This window comes from Pseudomonas sp. V98_8 (genome assembly GCF_029967975.1).
Classification (GTDB): domain Bacteria; phylum Pseudomonadota; class Gammaproteobacteria; order Pseudomonadales; family Pseudomonadaceae; genus Aquipseudomonas; species Aquipseudomonas umsongensis.
Map to the genome: position 1 here is coordinate 77688 of NZ_JASCAE010000045.1, position 14137 is coordinate 91824.

General features: G+C 61.3%; 13 protein-coding genes. 4 read left to right on the plus strand and 9 right to left on the minus strand.

The window, feature by feature from the left end:
* Positions 1–50 precede the first annotated feature (50 nt).
* From QLG10_RS14425 to QLG10_RS14465, 9 genes are all read right to left on the minus strand, one after another.
* Positions 51–1427 carry a PepSY domain-containing protein gene (locus QLG10_RS14425; RefSeq protein WP_110753265.1) on the minus strand — a complete coding sequence of 459 codons (1377 nt, stop codon included), beginning with the start codon at positions 1425–1427 and terminating at the stop codon, positions 51–53.
* Between the two features lie 103 nt (positions 1428–1530).
* Positions 1531–3648, minus strand: a complete 2118-nt coding sequence (locus QLG10_RS14430) for a TonB-dependent copper receptor (protein ID WP_282487580.1) — start codon at positions 3646–3648, stop codon at positions 1531–1533.
* A gap of 73 nt (positions 3649–3721) precedes the next feature.
* Positions 3722–4180, minus strand: coding sequence for a DUF2946 domain-containing protein (locus QLG10_RS14435; protein WP_110753264.1), 459 nt, complete (start codon positions 4178–4180; stop codon positions 3722–3724).
* 21 nt (positions 4181–4201) lie between these two features.
* Positions 4202–4681, minus strand: a complete 480-nt coding sequence (locus tag QLG10_RS14440; protein WP_282487581.1) for a copper chaperone PCu(A)C — start codon at positions 4679–4681, stop codon at positions 4202–4204.
* A gap of 47 nt (positions 4682–4728) precedes the next feature.
* Positions 4729–5127: a DUF2946 domain-containing protein gene (locus QLG10_RS14445; protein ID WP_110753262.1), complete on the minus strand. Its 399-nt coding sequence runs from the start codon at positions 5125–5127 to the stop codon at positions 4729–4731.
* Positions 5128–5476: 349 nt separating this feature from the next.
* Positions 5477–6205: a cobalt-precorrin-6A reductase gene (locus QLG10_RS14450; RefSeq protein ID WP_110753261.1), complete on the minus strand. Its 729-nt coding sequence runs from the start codon at positions 6203–6205 to the stop codon at positions 5477–5479.
* Positions 6202–7299: a cobalt-precorrin-5B (C(1))-methyltransferase gene (locus tag QLG10_RS14455; RefSeq protein WP_110753260.1), complete on the minus strand. Its 1098-nt coding sequence runs from the start codon at positions 7297–7299 to the stop codon at positions 6202–6204. The genes QLG10_RS14450 and QLG10_RS14455 overlap by 4 nt, the downstream gene beginning before the upstream one ends.
* A complete protein-coding gene (gene cbiE, locus QLG10_RS14460) occupies positions 7292–8503 on the minus strand; it encodes a precorrin-6y C5,15-methyltransferase (decarboxylating) subunit CbiE (protein WP_110753259.1) in 1212 nt (403 codons plus the stop codon). The genes QLG10_RS14455 and cbiE overlap by 8 nt, the downstream gene beginning before the upstream one ends.
* A gap of 174 nt (positions 8504–8677) precedes the next feature.
* Positions 8678–9328, minus strand: a complete 651-nt coding sequence (locus QLG10_RS14465; RefSeq protein WP_282487582.1) for a hypothetical protein — start codon at positions 9326–9328, stop codon at positions 8678–8680.
* A 256-nt stretch (positions 9329–9584) separates the two neighbouring features.
* On the opposite strand from QLG10_RS14465, the gene cobG reads away from it, so the two are divergent.
* The 4 genes from cobG to cobJ are packed head-to-tail and all read left to right on the plus strand — an operon-like array spanning position 9585 to position 13999.
* Complete coding sequence (gene cobG / locus QLG10_RS14470; protein ID WP_248678270.1) at positions 9585–10940, plus strand: precorrin-3B synthase; 1356 nt, start codon at positions 9585–9587, stop codon at positions 10938–10940.
* Complete coding sequence (locus QLG10_RS14475) at positions 10933–11559, plus strand: precorrin-8X methylmutase (RefSeq protein WP_020797568.1); 627 nt, start codon at positions 10933–10935, stop codon at positions 11557–11559. Before cobG ends, QLG10_RS14475 begins: the two co-directional genes overlap by 8 nt.
* A complete protein-coding gene (locus QLG10_RS14480) occupies positions 11559–12290 on the plus strand; it encodes a precorrin-2 C(20)-methyltransferase (protein ID WP_110753257.1) in 732 nt (243 codons plus the stop codon). The genes QLG10_RS14475 and QLG10_RS14480 overlap by 1 nt, the downstream gene beginning before the upstream one ends.
* Positions 12290–13999, plus strand: coding sequence for a precorrin-3B C(17)-methyltransferase (cobJ, locus tag QLG10_RS14485; RefSeq protein WP_110753256.1), 1710 nt, complete (start codon positions 12290–12292; stop codon positions 13997–13999). Before QLG10_RS14480 ends, cobJ begins: the two co-directional genes overlap by 1 nt.
* Positions 14000–14137: the final 138 nt, after the last annotated feature.

The following is a 14137-nucleotide window of genomic DNA, read 5'->3' on the forward strand; positions in this document are numbered from 1 at the left end:
GCCCCTTCAGCGACTGACGCCGAAGGGGCTTCACGCTTGCCCGGGTATCCTCAAGTGGCGGAGTCGGGTTCGGCTTGCCGATTGAGGCGTGCCAACAGCAGCTTGTCCAACACCCACACCACCACCAATGAAGCACCCACCAACGGAAACGCCACCGCCAGGGCGAACATGATCACCATCGCGGTTTTCCATTTCGGCAGGTCGTGGCGCAGCGGTGGGACACCTAGCTTGCCTTGCGGACGGCGCTTCCACCAGATCACCACGCCGCTGACCGCACTGAGCAGAATCATCAGGCAGATCAGCAGGACAATGATCTGGTTGAGCGTGCCGAACATCTTGCCTTCGTGCAGCATCACGCCGATTTCCGTGGCGCGGGCGACGGCGCCGTAGTGCTCGTAGCGGACGTCGGCGAGGACGTCGCCGGTGTATTGATCGACATGCAGGGTGGCATCGTTGCGTGGGTCATCGGCGAACACGGCGATGGTGAACACGCCGGTGGCCGTGGTCGGGAACGTGATGCTGTAGCCCGGTTCAACCTTGCGTTGCACGGCGATGTCCTGCACGTCCTGCAGGCTGATGGTCGGCGCGGCCGGGCCGGCTGGCGCTGCATCGTGGGCCATGTGTTCGGCGTGATCGCCGGACATCGGCATCGGTGTATTTTCCATGGCCCACGGCACAGTCTGGCGGGTGGCGCTGTTGAGGCTGCGCGCTTCGACGTCGGACTTTGGCACGTTGTCCCACATTGCCGCCGGAAAGATGTTCCAGACGGCGGCGTATTGCTGGCCCCAGAAGCCGGTCCAGGTCATGCCGCTGAGCAGCATCACCAGCAGCAACGAGGCGCCCCAGAAGCCGGTGACGGCATGCAGGTCACGCCACAACACCCGGCCTCGACTGTTCAGGCGAGGCCAGAGAATGCCCGCGGCCTGACCACGGGGCCACCACAGGAACACCCCGGACACCACCAGCACCACCCCCCAACCAGCGGCCAGTTCCACCAGTCGGTCACCGACGGTGCCGATCATCAGTTCGCCGTGAATCGCTCGCGCGACCGCCTGCAGGTTCTTCTTGGCGTCTTGTTCGCCGAGAATGTCACCGTGATACGGGTCGACGAACACATTCAGCTCGTTACCACCGTTGAGCACGACAAACTGGGCACTGCGCTGGGGGTTTACCGGCGGCAGGTATTGTTTGATCGTGCCTTGTGGATAGGCGGCCTTGACCCGGTTGAGCAGGTCATCGGCCGGCACCGTGTGGTGTCCGGCTGGGACGTTGATCAGGCTGCTGTACATCAGTGAGTCGAGTTGCGGTTTGAACAGGTAAATGGTGCCGGTCAGGGCTAGCATCACCATGAATGGCGCAACGAACAATCCGGCATAGAAATGCCAGCGCCAGGCCAGGTTGTAGAAATTCACTTTGGGCTGTTTCATCACGTGTGCTCCGCATTGGCGAAATCATTTGTCTGTAAAAAGATCGCAGCCTCGTTTCACTCGACAGCTCCTACAGGGGGCTGCGATCTTTTGACTTTTGTTGTTAGAAACTCATATCAATCCTGGTCCAGAGCGTGCGCCCCGGTTCCTTGATGGCTTGCGGGTCATTGGCCGGGTAACCGAAACCGGCGTTGCCGGCCAGGTTCAAATGTTCGGCGTAGGCCTTGCCGAACAGGTTGTCGACACCGCTGCTGACCTTCCAGTGCTGGTTGATCCGATAGGCACCGTTGAGCGAGAACACGGCAAACCCCGGGGTCTTGTCGAAATCCTTGCCGACCACGTTGCCTTTGTTCAGGTCGATACGGTTTTGCGCGGCAACCAGTCTCCACAGCGCGCCAGCGCTCCAGTTGTCTTCGCTGTAGGTCAAGCCGAAGCGGGCGTCCAGCGGCGGCATTTGTGGCAAGGCATTGCCATCGCTGCTGTTCTTGCCCCAGGCGTAGGACAGGGTGGCGTCGGCTTTCCAGTGTTCGGTGAGCCGGTAGGCAGCCCCCAGTTCGCCACCCATGATTCGCGCGTCGATGTTCTGCGCTTGCGAGGTCATCCCCATCATGCCGGTCGTGTAGTCGAACAGGATGTAGTCACGCACCTGGCCGATGTAGGCCGAGGCCCAGGCCTCGAGATCTTCGGCTTTGTATTGCAGGCCGAAGTCGATCTGGGTGGTTTTCTCAGGCTTGATCGAATCGAAGGCATTCACCGATCCGGCGGGGCCGGAGTTGGGCGAAAACAGTTCCCAGTAGTCCGGGAAGCGCTGGGTGTGGCCCAGGCCCGCATACAGTGTGGTCGGGCTGCCGGCCAGGTCGTGTTCGTAGCGAATGAAGCCACTGGGCAGCGTATCGGCACGCGTGTCGTCGGCGGTTGGGTTGGGGCGGGTCATCATCCCCGAGCCGATGGTTTGCCGGTAATCCTTGGCCGAAGCGCGGTCCAGGCGTGCGCCGGTAATGAGTCGGTCACGCTCGACGGCGTACCAGGTCAGTTCGCTGAACACTCCGTAATTGTGGAAGTCGGCATCCTTGGTGTACGGCTGGTCCTTGTAGGTGTCGATGCCCATGGCGCTGCGTTGACGGTGTTCGTTGGTCTGCGCATCAATGCCGCTGATCAACTGTACGTCGGCCCAACGCCAGGTGGCCTTGACTCGCGCGCCGAGGGTGCGCCGGTCCACATTGGAGGCCATGGGGCCGGCCATCATCCCGGTGCCGGAAGGCGTGCGCAGCGTGTAGTTGTCCATCACATGGTCGGCGTAGTTGTAGTAGACCTGCGCCTCGAGCTGTTCCAGCACGTCGCTGATGTTGGACTTTTCGAAGCGCAGGCCGAGGCTCTCGCGCTTGAACTGCGAACCGTCCATGCTGCGTCCTGCGTATCGTGCCTCGCCGTCACCCTTGCCAGCGGTCAACTCCAGCAGGGTATCGGTGTCTGGGGTCCAGCCGAGCGCAACGTCGCCGTTCCATTTGTCATAACGCGATGCCACGGTGTCGTTGTTGCCATCTTTATAGTCGTCGGCTTGGGCGGTGTTGCCGATAACCCGCACATAACCCAGTGGCCCGCCGGCGGCTGCGTCCACCAGCTTGTCAAAGCGGCCATTGGAGCCGGCCAGCACACTGGCGTTCACCCGGTTGCCGAGCTGGCCGAAATTTTCCGGTTCGCGGTCGAACAGGATGGTGCCGGCCGAGGCACCCGGTCCCCAAAGCACGGTCTGCGGACCTTTGATGACGGTCAGCTGGTCGTAGGTTTCTGGGGAGATGTACGAGGTCGGTGCGTCCATCCGACCGGGGCACGCGCCGAGCATCATGCCGCCGTTGGTGAGGATATTCAGGCGCGAGCCAAACATGCCGCGCAATACCGGGTCGCCGTTGGTACCGCCATTGCGTACCTGGGCAAAGCCCGGAATGGTTTTCAGATAGTCCGACCCGTCGCTGGCTGGCACGGGTTGGCGCGGCTCCCTGGGGTTGGTGACGATGGTCAGTGGCGAGTTCGGGGCAATGGCGGTGATGACCGTCGGGGTCAATTCTTCACTATGACCTGCGTGTTCATCGGCCAGCGCGCAAGGCGCGAGCAAGGCACCGCACAGGAGGGCGGTGGCGTGCCTGAAGCGAATGCTGGATGCGTTCGGGGCAAGGGGGGCTTGGGCAGCGCTCAAGCAGGGGACAGCAGCAAACCTGGACATGACAATTTCCATCGAACAGTCGTAAACGACACGGTCGCTCCTGGAGGACCGTGTGACACCTGAGGTGGGTTGTTTACGCGACGACGGGCGGGGCGCGGGTGCGGGCGCCGGGGAAGAAGGCTTGCCGGGCATGGCCCTGGCGAGGAGATGGCGTGGTGTACGTGTTGGCGGGCGGGGTATCGAACGCTGTGAATGCAGCGCCACCGGTGAGCGCCGGGCAATTGAACAGCAGGCTGCAATAGCCGCATTTTTCCCAGATTGCGTGGTGTCCGGACGCTGGCGGGCAATGCTCGGCCGTTGGTTGAGCGGCGTGATCGGCGTGATCCATCGCCGACATGTCCATGCTCATGTCCATCGACATGTTCATGCCCATGTCCAGGGGCATGGAGGTACGCTGATCCATCGGCATCGACTGAGAAATCAGTGGGCCGATAAAGATCATCAACATGGCGAACAGGCTGATCCAGCTGCCGCGCGTCAGGCTCAAGGGCTGACGACGGTGGGCGGATGACCTGGTGCCTGGCGGGCGCATGGGCGGCCTCAGCTCAGCGGATTATTGAGCGTGAGCGTGCTTTTGCGTGGCCTCGGGCGCCTGCTTCTGCACCGCCACTTCGACCGTCACGTCACCGGACTTCTCGAAGTGCAGGGTCAGCGCAAAGCGCTTGCCATCGCTAAGCAGGCTTCGGTCTTTCAGCCCCAGCAACATGACGTGGTAGGCCATCGGTGCAAAGGTGACATCGCCACCCGCGGGGATTTCGACGCTCGGTACCGGCTGCATTTTCATCAGGTCGTTTTGCATCACATGCTCATGCAATTGCGCTTCACCCGAGATCGGCGAGTCGACACTGAGCAGGCGGTCGGCGGTCTTGCCTGCATTGTGGATCACGAAATAGGCCGCGATGGTCGGCGCATTGGGCGGCAATTCCTGCGACCAGGGATGAGCGATCTGCAGATCGCCGAGCGTGTATTCATGGGCATTGGCAAAGCAGGCAGGCAGCAGCAACGCGGCCAGAACGATAAGTCTGTTCAACATGGCAGTTCTCCAGGCGATTCAAAACGCAGATCAATTGCGAGATGTCATCACACCAGAGGCGAGGCACGGGGGTTGAGGCTGGGCCATTGCTGGCGGGGTGTCGGGATATTGAATGCGGCGGGAGGCAGGCTTCGATTCGCTTCGAACTGCGTGTAATACAACCGTGGCTCATGTCCAGGCAACGCCACCAATGGCGCGGAGCCGCTGCAGCACCAGCAATGTTGCATGTTGGAATGATCGTCGTTTTGCGGGGCTTTTTGTTCGATATCGCCCAGGGAGATCGCCACCATCCGGGTGCCGCTGGACGAGCAGAAACTGCCCCACAACACTTGTTCGGCTGGCGCCTTCGCCGTCTGCGCCATCGCTCCGGACATCGGCATGGCGAGCATGTTGAACAGCACTGCGAAGCAGGCGATCCAGGCAATTGCGAGCCGTTGTCGGGACATGGGACAAATCCGGTGGGTGGGCGATCAGGCGCAGCTATTTAGCCTGATCAGGGCCGATAAGTAAAAACACCGCGTGCGGTGTGGTGTCGCAGCACGAAGTTCTCATATCCATCATGATAGCTGCGAATAGCGAAATGCCAGTGTCACTTAAACTTGTCTGTCGTCTTTTAAATGGGTGTAAGTAAATGCTGGTGGATTTTTAGACTTTAACTTTTGCATCGCTATCAATGACGCCATCGCGGGCAAGCCCGCTCCCACAATTATCGGCATCGGACACATAATCAATGCCAGACAGAAAACCTGTGGGAGCGGGCTTGCCCGCGAAGACGTACTAAGGCGTTCACAATTCTCAGATAAAAACCTGTTCTGTCATTGCTCGCAACACCTCGACCACCGACCCAAACTCGCGCTCTACCACCGGCGACACCGGCCGCTTCAACACCAGCACCGGCACCCCCCGCTCGCGCGCCACCTCCAGCTTCGGCTCAGTGGCGGTGCTGCCGCTGTTCTTGCTGATCAGCACGTCGATCTGCCGACGTTCGAACAAGGCGCGTTCCTCGTCGATCAGGAACGGTCCGCGTGCACCGATCACTTCGCAACGATCATTGCCGGGGTAAACGTCCAGCGCGCGCAAGGTCCAGAACTGCTCCGGCGGGATTTCATCCAGGTGTTGCAAGGGCTCGCGACCCAGGGTGAACAGCGGTCGACGGAAGGGTTTCAGCGCTTCGATCAACTCGGCCCAATCACTGACTTCGCGCCAGTCATCGCCGGCCTGCGGTTGCCACGCCGGACGTCGCAACGCCCAGCAGGCGATAGCGCTCAACCGAGACGCCGTCGCGGCGTTTTGACTGATCCGGGCGGCGTAGGGATGGGTAGCGTCGAGCAGCAGATCAATCCCTTCATCGCGTATGAATTGCGCCAGCCCTTCGGCACCGCCATAGCCGCCGACCCGAACCTGGCAGGTCAGGTCCGTCGGCACTCGACCGACACCCGCCAGGCTATAGATGTGTTGCGGGCCGAGGGTTCGGGCAATGGCCAGCGCCTCGGTCACGCCGCCCAGCAACAGAATGCGCTTCATTGAAAAGCTCCTGCATGGCCAACAATTGCGCCCTGGCGATCGATGGCAAACACTTCGACCTGAACCTGCGCCGGCACCACGCTGCGGGCGAAGTCCAGGGCGTGCTGGCAGACCGCGTCACCGAGGGCGATGCCGGCGGCGCTGGCCATCGCCAGGGCCTGTTGACTGGTATTGGCTTCACGGATGCCTTGCTGCAGCGCCGTATCGGCGCCGACCGCGGCCGCCCATTCGGCCAGTTGCGGCAGATCGATGCTTGAATGCCGACTGTGCAGGTCCATGTGCCCGGCCGCCAGCTTGCTGATCTTACCGAAGCCGCCGCACAGGCTGAGTTTTTCAACCGGGACCTTGCGCAGGTGTTTGAGCACGGCACCGACGAAATCGCCCATTTCGATCAGGGCGATTTCCGGCAGGTTGTAGACCCTGCGCATGGTGTCTTCGCTGGCGTTGCCGGTACACGCGGCGATGTGCAGATAACCGTTGGTCTTGGCCACGTCGATGCCCTGGTGGATCGAGGCGATATAGGCCGCGCAGGAAAACGGCCGGACAATACCGCTGGTGCCGAGGATCGACAGGCCGCCGAGTATGCCCAGGCGCGGGTTCATGGTTTTCAGCGCCAGGGCCTCACCGTTCTCGACATTCACCGTGACCTCGAAACCGCCGCGGTAGCCGAACTCGTTGGCAAGCAGCGTCAGGTGATCGCTGATCATCTTGCGTGGTACGGGATTGATCGCCGGCTCGCCAACGCCCAGCACCAACCCCGGGCGGGTGACCGTACCAACACCACGCCCGGCATGAAAACCGATACCCGGCTCACTGCGCAGGCACACCTGAGAGTAGAGCAACGCGCCATGGGTTACGTCGGGATCGTCTCCGGCATCCTTGATCGTCCCTGCCTCGGCGCCACCGTCGATCAGGCGGCAGAACTCCAGGCGCATCTGCACCTGCCTACCCTTTGGCAGCACGATGTGCACGGCGTCCGCCGAAGTGCCACCGAGCAGCAGGCGAGCCGCCGCCAGGCTGGTCGCGGTGGCGCAGCTGCCCGTGGTCAGGCCGCTGCGCAGTGGTGCGGGTTGTTCGGCGGTTTCGTCACGCATCGAAGGGTTTGACCACGTCCAGCAAGGTAATCGGCAACGCCTGGCGCCAGGTGTCGAAGTCGCCCAGGGGCTGCGCCTGGGCGATATGAATACGCGTCAGCTCGCCCCCGCGCTGTTCGCGCCAGGCCATCAGGGTCATTTCACTTTGCAGCGTGACCGCATTGGCAATCAGGCGGCCGCCAGGCTTGAGCGCTGCCCAGCAAGCGTCGAGCACGCCTTCGCGGGTGACGCCGCCGCCGATGAACACCGCGTCCGGACGCTCGAGTCCCACCAGGGCCTGCGGAGCACTGCCGCGAATCAGTTGCAAGCCGGGCACGCCAAGTGCGTCGCGGTTGTGCTCGATCAACAGCTGCCGACCTTCGTCGGCCTCGATGGCCAGCGCCCGGCAACTGGGATGAGCGCGCATCCATTCAATGCCAATGGAGCCGCTGCCGGCACCGACATCCCATAACAACTCACCGGGAACCGGTGCCAGTCGAGCGAGTGTGATGGCGCGCACATCGCGTTTGGTCAGTTGGCCGTCGTGCCTGAAGGCGGAGTCCGGCAGGCCGGCCAGTCGCGACAGACGCGGCGCGTTTGCTTGTGCGATACATTCTATGGCGATCAGGTTCAGGTCGGCGACAACCGGGTCGGCCCAGTCGTTGGCCGCACCGTCGATGCGTCGTTCGGCCTCACCACCCAAATGTTCAAGCACGCTCAGGCGGCTCGGCCCGAACCCGCGTTCGCGCAACAGTGCCGCGATCGCGGCGGGACTTTGACCGTCATTGCTCAGCACCAGCAGACGAACGCCACTGGACAGCTGCGCATTCAGCGCCGCGATGGGGCGAGCGACCACCGACAGCGTCACCACATCCTGCAACGGCCAGCCCATTCGCGCGGCGGCAAGTGAGCAAGAAGATGGCGCGGGCAAGACCAGCATTTCACTGCTGGGTACTTGCCGAGCGAGGCTGGCGCCCACACCAAAGAACATGGGGTCACCGCTGGCCAGCACGCAAACGGGCTCACCGTAGCGCTCCAGCACCGGCGCCAGCGAAAACGGGCTGGGCCACAATTGCCGTTCACCACGAATACACACCGGCAGCAAATCCAGTTGCCGCTGACCGCCAATGATCCGCGAGGCGCCCAGCAGGGCGTGCCGAGCGTTCTTGCCCAGCCCCTTGAAGCCGTCTTCACCGATGCCTACCACTGTCAGCCAAGGGGGCATGCCATTCCTCTTCTATCGACCAAAGCCCAATCATCTCCGCGGCCAGGTCCGTCTCGACCGGCGCGGTGGGGCATCATAACGCGGCGTCGGTTACATTCGCCCGTCGTCGTCGATGAAATCGCGTTCAAGGGCGATGGCTGCCCTGCAAAATAATGGGGATTTAATCGGGTAGTCTTAAAGGTTGTTTTTTAGCAGGTCGAATCTCTTCATTCTGATCTCACGACGCTTTTTATCAATAAGCGTTCTTTTTGTTTCAAGCATTCTTTTATCCAGTTTGAGATAGGCTCGTTGCTGGATGATTGTGGCGGAGCGCTTTTCCGATTCGACGTACAGGAAGTTACTTTCATTGGTAGACGCTACCAATTCAAGATTGAACACCGCAATTTCCAGAAAGCCCTGGGCGTCATAGCGGGCGGGAATGACCTGAAAGTGCCGACCCAGGAGACTTTCCTGGTCCAGAGAGAGCAGCGCGGGTTTGTCCGGCTTGAGTGCGTCGAGCGTGTCGATCATCGCGTTACCTTGTCGGCTGTCGGGCATCTTCCCGGCGCTCTCGACCAGGAAATCCGCAACGCTTCTCAAGACATCGTGTCGGGTGCGGGTAAAGATTGCATCCTGGAAGACAGACCACCCTAGGAAGCTCAGCGTCGTCATGTATTCATTCAGCCACTTTGTCGAATCGACAAAGCGACTGCAGGCCGTGTTGGCGGATTGGGTGGCGATCTGTGTGCAGTGGGTCAGGTCGTCATGATCCGCAAGTGATATGTCCTCAATGCTTGAAAGCAGAGTGGGACCAGTCAATACGCCGGAGAAGTTCCTACTGTTCATATTCAGTCCTTGAATAAAATTTTAGTGGAGGAAGTGGTTTTCCTGGTGGAGAAAGTACAACAGCCTGCCGGCGGCTAAAATCACGATGGCTTGAAGAACTGCTACTTGCTGTTAAATACGCTGTGCAGTTGTCTTTTAAACGCAAGTGCCGATGCGCGTATCAGACTTCCAGCGAAGCGACCGTTGACCTTTGAGCGAGCGCGCTTCGTCGTCAATCCACTTGAGCTTTTTCATCCCGCCGGACAAAGCAGGCATAATGCGCCCCTTCGTCCCGTTGCCGGTCATCCCCGTGAATTCACCCCAGACATCCAGTCCCTTGCGCCCATCGGCCTGTCCCGGTTTGTTGCGTGTCGTGCAGGCGCTGGATGGCGGTATTTGTCGGATCAAACTTGCCGGCGGGGCTATTCGTGCAGATCAGGCTGTGGCGGTGGCTGATGCCGCCGAACAATATGCCGGTGGCGTAATAGAGGCGACCAACCGCGCCAATCTGCAAATTCGCGGAATTGGCCAGCAGTCCACCGCGTTGATCGAGAGTCTGCTGGCCGTCGGGTTGGGGCCGGTCAACGTCGCTGGCGATGATGTGCGCAATCTGATGCTCAGCCCCAGCGCCGGCATTGACCCACACATGCTGATCGACAGCAGGCCCTTGGCCCGAGAAATTCTCGACAGCTTGCAAACCCATGTGCGCTTCCATGAGTTATCGGCCAAATTCGCCGTGCAACTGGATGGCGGTGAAGCCTTGGCAATGCTTGAGCATCCCCATGACCTCTGGCTGAGTGCGGCTGATCGAAAGGGCGAGCCTGTGCTGGCCTTCGGTCTGGCGGGGTGCCCCACCGATGCGCCGTTGGCAGCGGTATCGCTGCGTGACGGACATGCGTTGGTGATGGCGGTGCTGGAGTTGTTTCTCGAACTTGCACGGCCGGATCAGACCCGGATGCGACATCTGCTGACTGAGCATTCGCTGGATTCACTGTTGCAACGGCTGGCCGAGCGCGTGCCCTTGTTTGCCATGGAGTCATGGCAGCGCCCGACTGCACGTGCGCGATTGCACATCGGCAGTCATCCGCAGCGTCAGGAAGGCCTTGTCTATGTCGGTGCGGTGCCTGCGCTGGGACGACTGAACCCGACGATGCTCAAGGGGGCAGCTCATCTGGCCGAGGCGTTTGGTGATGCCAGCCTGCGCCTGACCCCTTGGCAAAGCCTGTTGCTGCCAAATATTCGCCATGAAGATTCACCAGCCCTGCGTCAACAACTGCAGGCATTGGGTTATCTGGTCGACGCCGACCAGTCCCTGGCCCATCTGGTGGCCTGCACCGGATCGGCCGGTTGCGGCAAAGGCTTGGCGGATACCAAGGACGACGCGCGGCAACTGGCCGAACGGCTGCATGATCAATCCGCACAGGTGCAGGTTCACTTGTCTGGCTGTTCGCGCTCCTGCGCGTGCGCACACACGGCGCCCGTCACATTGTTGGCGACACGCCCTGGTCACTACGACCTCTATTTTCGCGATGCCGCGCAGCCAGGTTTCGGCGCGCTGCACGCTCGCAATCTTACTATTGAAGCGGTCGCGGCTTTGCTCGATGCCCGCTCACGGAGCCCCCTTGATGCTTGATTACATCCGCGACGGTCAGGAGATCTATCGCAATTCCTTCGCGATCATCCGGGCCGAGGCCAACCTCGAACGCATTCCGGCCGATCTGGAAAAACTCGCAGTCCGTGTGATACACGCTTGCGGCATGGTCGATGCTATCGATGGCCTGCAGTTTTCCACGGGCGCGGGCAAGGCCGGGCGCGATGCGCTGGCCGCCGGCGCGCCGATTCTGTGTGATGCGCGGATGGTGTCCGAGGGCATAACCCGTGCGCGTTTGCCAGCGAACAACCCGGTCATCTGCACCCTGCGTGATGAAAGCGTTCCGCAGCTGGCGCGTGAACTGGGCAACACCCGTTCCGCCGCGGCACTGGAACTGTGGCGTCCTCATCTGGAAGGCAGTGTCGTGGTGATCGGTAACGCGCCGACAGCGCTGTTTTACCTGCTTGAAATGCTCGACGCCGGTGCGCCGAAACCGGCGTTGATCCTTGGTTTTCCGGTGGGCTTCGTTGGCGCCGCCGAATCCAAGGCAGCGCTGGCCGCCGACAGTCGCGGCGTGCCGTTCGTTATCATGCAAGGTCGGCTGGGCGGTAGTGCCATGGCCGCCGCCGCCGTCAATGCCCTCGCCACGGAGATCGAATGATGCAGCAACCTGGACGTTTGATCGGCCTTGGCGTGGGGCCGGGTGACCCGGAACTGATTACGGTCAAGGCGCTGCGCCTGCTGCGCGAATCGCCGGTAGTGGCGTACTTCGTCGCCAAGGGGAAGAAGGGCAACGCCTTCGGCATCATCGAAACGCATTTGCAGGACGCCCAAACCTTGTTGCCACTGGTGTACCCGGTGACCACCGAAGCATTGCCGGCACCGCTGTCCTATGAGCAAGTGATCAGCGATTTCTACGATGCCGCCGGTGAAGAGCTGGCAGCGCATCTCGATGCGGGTCGTGACGTGGCAGTGATCTGCGAGGGCGATCCGTTTTTCTACGGTTCCTACATGTACCTGCACGATCGGCTGGCGCAACGGTATGAAGCCGAAGTGGTGCCGGGTGTCTGCTCGATGCTCGGCGGCGCTTCGGTACTGGGAGCGCCGTTGGTGTATCGCAACCAGAGCCTGTCGGTGCTGTCCGGCGTGCTGCCCCACGAGGATCTCAAGCGTCGCCTGGCTGACGCCGATGCGGCGGTGATCATGAAGCTGGGCCGTAACTTTCCGAAAGTTCGCCAGGTGCTGGAAGAACTCGGATTGGCCGAGCGAGCGCTGTATGTGGAGCGTGCGACCATGGCCAACCAGAAGATCGTGCCGCTGGATCAGGTCGAGCCTATGTCGTCGCCGTACTTCTCGCTGATCATCGTTCCCGGTGAAAGGTGGCAAGGCTGATGACTCGTCCAGCTCCGGCCATTGTCATTCTCGGCAATGGCAGCCTCGCCACTGCGCGCAGCATTCAACAACTGTACCCCGGCGCCTTGATCCACGGCCTGGACGAACGCGTCGTCGGTGCCGATCGCACCTACCGCGAGTTCGGCGCGACATTGCGTGAGCTTTATCAACAAGACACGCCGATCATCGCCCTGTGCGCAGCCGGTATCGTCATTCGCACCCTGGCGCCGTTGCTGCTGGAGAAGGGGGCCGAGCCACCCGTGCTCGCCGTCGCCGAAGATGGAAGCGCCGTGGTGCCGCTGCTCGGTGGTTTGGCAGGCGTGAACGTGCTCGCGCGGGAGGTAGCTGCGGCACTGGACGTGTCAGCGGCGATCACCACCAGTGGCGAATTGCGTTTTGGTACCTGCCTGCTGAATCCACCCAGCGGTTATGCCTTGGGTGATCTTGAGCTGGGCAAGCGCTTCGTTTCCGATTTGCTCGCCGGCGAGTCGGTGCGAATCGAAGGGGCGGCGCCTTGGTTAGTGCAGGCGCAGTTACCGGAAAACCCGCAAGCGCGGCTGGCCGTTCACGTCGGTCATGCCGAGCGTACGCCGGCTGCCAATGAGCTGCTGATTTATCCACGCAACGTGTTGGTGGCGGTCGCTGCTGGAATAGTCGATGTTCCAGGTGCCGTTCGCGAGGCTTTGCATCAGGCAAAAATCGCCGTGCAGTCGTTGGCCTGCCTGCTGGCTGCCGATAGTGAAATGTCGAGTGCAACACTGCGTGAAGCGGCGCTTGAGCTGGGTGTGCCGCTGCGTTTTGTCGATGATGTTGGCGCAGCCAGTCAGCTGGTGCGTAACGCCATCGACCAGCCCGTTTCCGTGTTTGGCGATGAGGCCGTTGCGATCGCGGTTGCCAAGCAGCCTTTGGACCCCATGTCGATTGGCCGTCCTCGCGGTCGCCTGGCGGTGATCGGTCTCGGCCCCGGCGCTGCCGAGCTGATGGTGCCCGCGGTCAAGGCGGAACTGGCCCGCGCCAATGACGTTCTCGGTTACGAAACCTATGTGCGCATGGCAGGACCGTTCCGTGCGGATCAGGTCCTGCACTGCACCGACAACCGTGAAGAAATGCAGCGTGCCCGCCACGCCTTTGAGCTTGCGGCGCAGGGTCGCTGCGTAGTGGTCGTCTCTTCCGGGGACCCCGGTGTATTTGCCATGGCCGCAGCGGTGCTGGAGGCACTGCATGAGTCCCGCGATCCAGCATGGCACAACGTTGATCTGGAAATCCTGCCGGGCGTTTCGGCATCGCTGGCAACGGCTGCCCAGGCAGGCGCCCCATTGGGGCATGACTTCTGCGTGCTGTCGCTTTCGGACAACCTCAAGCCTTGGGACATCATCGAAAAGCGCCTGGACCTGGCGGCGCAGGCCGACCTGGCGATGGCTTTCTATAACCCGATCTCGCGTTCCCGGCCTTGGCAGTTAGGGCGTGCACTGGAAATCGTCGCCCTGCATCGCGCTGCTGACACCCCCGTCGTGTTGGGACGCGATGTAGGGCGCCCGGGGCAGACGTTGCGGGTCACGACACTCGGTCAATTGACGCCGGATCAAGTCGACATGCGAACCATGGTGTTGGTTGGCTCATCCACGACTCGCGTATTTGCTCGGCCTCAGGGGTCGTTGTGGGTGTACACGCCACGTAGCTACGGTGACAAGTTGGTCGATATCAACTAGACAAGTCGCGGCCATATAGATCGGATTATTCGGGTTGTTTCGCTCGAATAATCCGTCTGTTCGCGGAGTGGTGCAGGCTTACATATATCGACATTTAATTGGGTTTGTTACTCGACGAGGGGGTGGGTTAGATTCGTT

Bases quoted from the DNA above. Each gene is read 5' to 3' on its own strand.
- QLG10_RS14425 (WP_110753265.1), bottom strand. From the start codon at position 1,427: ATGAAACAGCCCAAAGTGAATTTCTACAACCTGGCCTGGCGCTGGCAT.
- cbiE (WP_110753259.1), bottom strand. From the start codon at position 8,503: ATGCCCCCTTGGCTGACAGTGGTAGGCATCGGTGAAGACGGCTTCAAG.
- QLG10_RS14475 (WP_020797568.1), top strand. From the start codon at position 10,933: ATGCTTGATTACATCCGCGACGGTCAGGAGATCTATCGCAATTCCTTC.
- QLG10_RS14435 (WP_110753264.1), bottom strand. From the start codon at position 4,180: ATGCGCCCGCCAGGCACCAGGTCATCCGCCCACCGTCGTCAGCCCTTG.
- QLG10_RS14455 (WP_110753260.1), bottom strand. From the start codon at position 7,299: ATGCGTGACGAAACCGCCGAACAACCCGCACCACTGCGCAGCGGCCTG.
- QLG10_RS14445 (WP_110753262.1), bottom strand. From the start codon at position 5,127: ATGTCCCGACAACGGCTCGCAATTGCCTGGATCGCCTGCTTCGCAGTG.
- QLG10_RS14465 (WP_282487582.1), bottom strand. From the start codon at position 9,328: ATGAACAGTAGGAACTTCTCCGGCGTATTGACTGGTCCCACTCTGCTT.
- cobG (WP_248678270.1), top strand. From the start codon at position 9,585: ATGCGCCCCTTCGTCCCGTTGCCGGTCATCCCCGTGAATTCACCCCAG.
- QLG10_RS14430 (WP_282487580.1), bottom strand. From the start codon at position 3,648: ATGTCCAGGTTTGCTGCTGTCCCCTGCTTGAGCGCTGCCCAAGCCCCC.
- QLG10_RS14440 (WP_282487581.1), bottom strand. From the start codon at position 4,681: ATGTTGAACAGACTTATCGTTCTGGCCGCGTTGCTGCTGCCTGCCTGC.
- cobJ (WP_110753256.1), top strand. From the start codon at position 12,290: ATGACTCGTCCAGCTCCGGCCATTGTCATTCTCGGCAATGGCAGCCTC.
- QLG10_RS14480 (WP_110753257.1), top strand. From the start codon at position 11,559: ATGCAGCAACCTGGACGTTTGATCGGCCTTGGCGTGGGGCCGGGTGAC.
- QLG10_RS14450 (WP_110753261.1), bottom strand. From the start codon at position 6,205: ATGAAGCGCATTCTGTTGCTGGGCGGCGTGACCGAGGCGCTGGCCATT.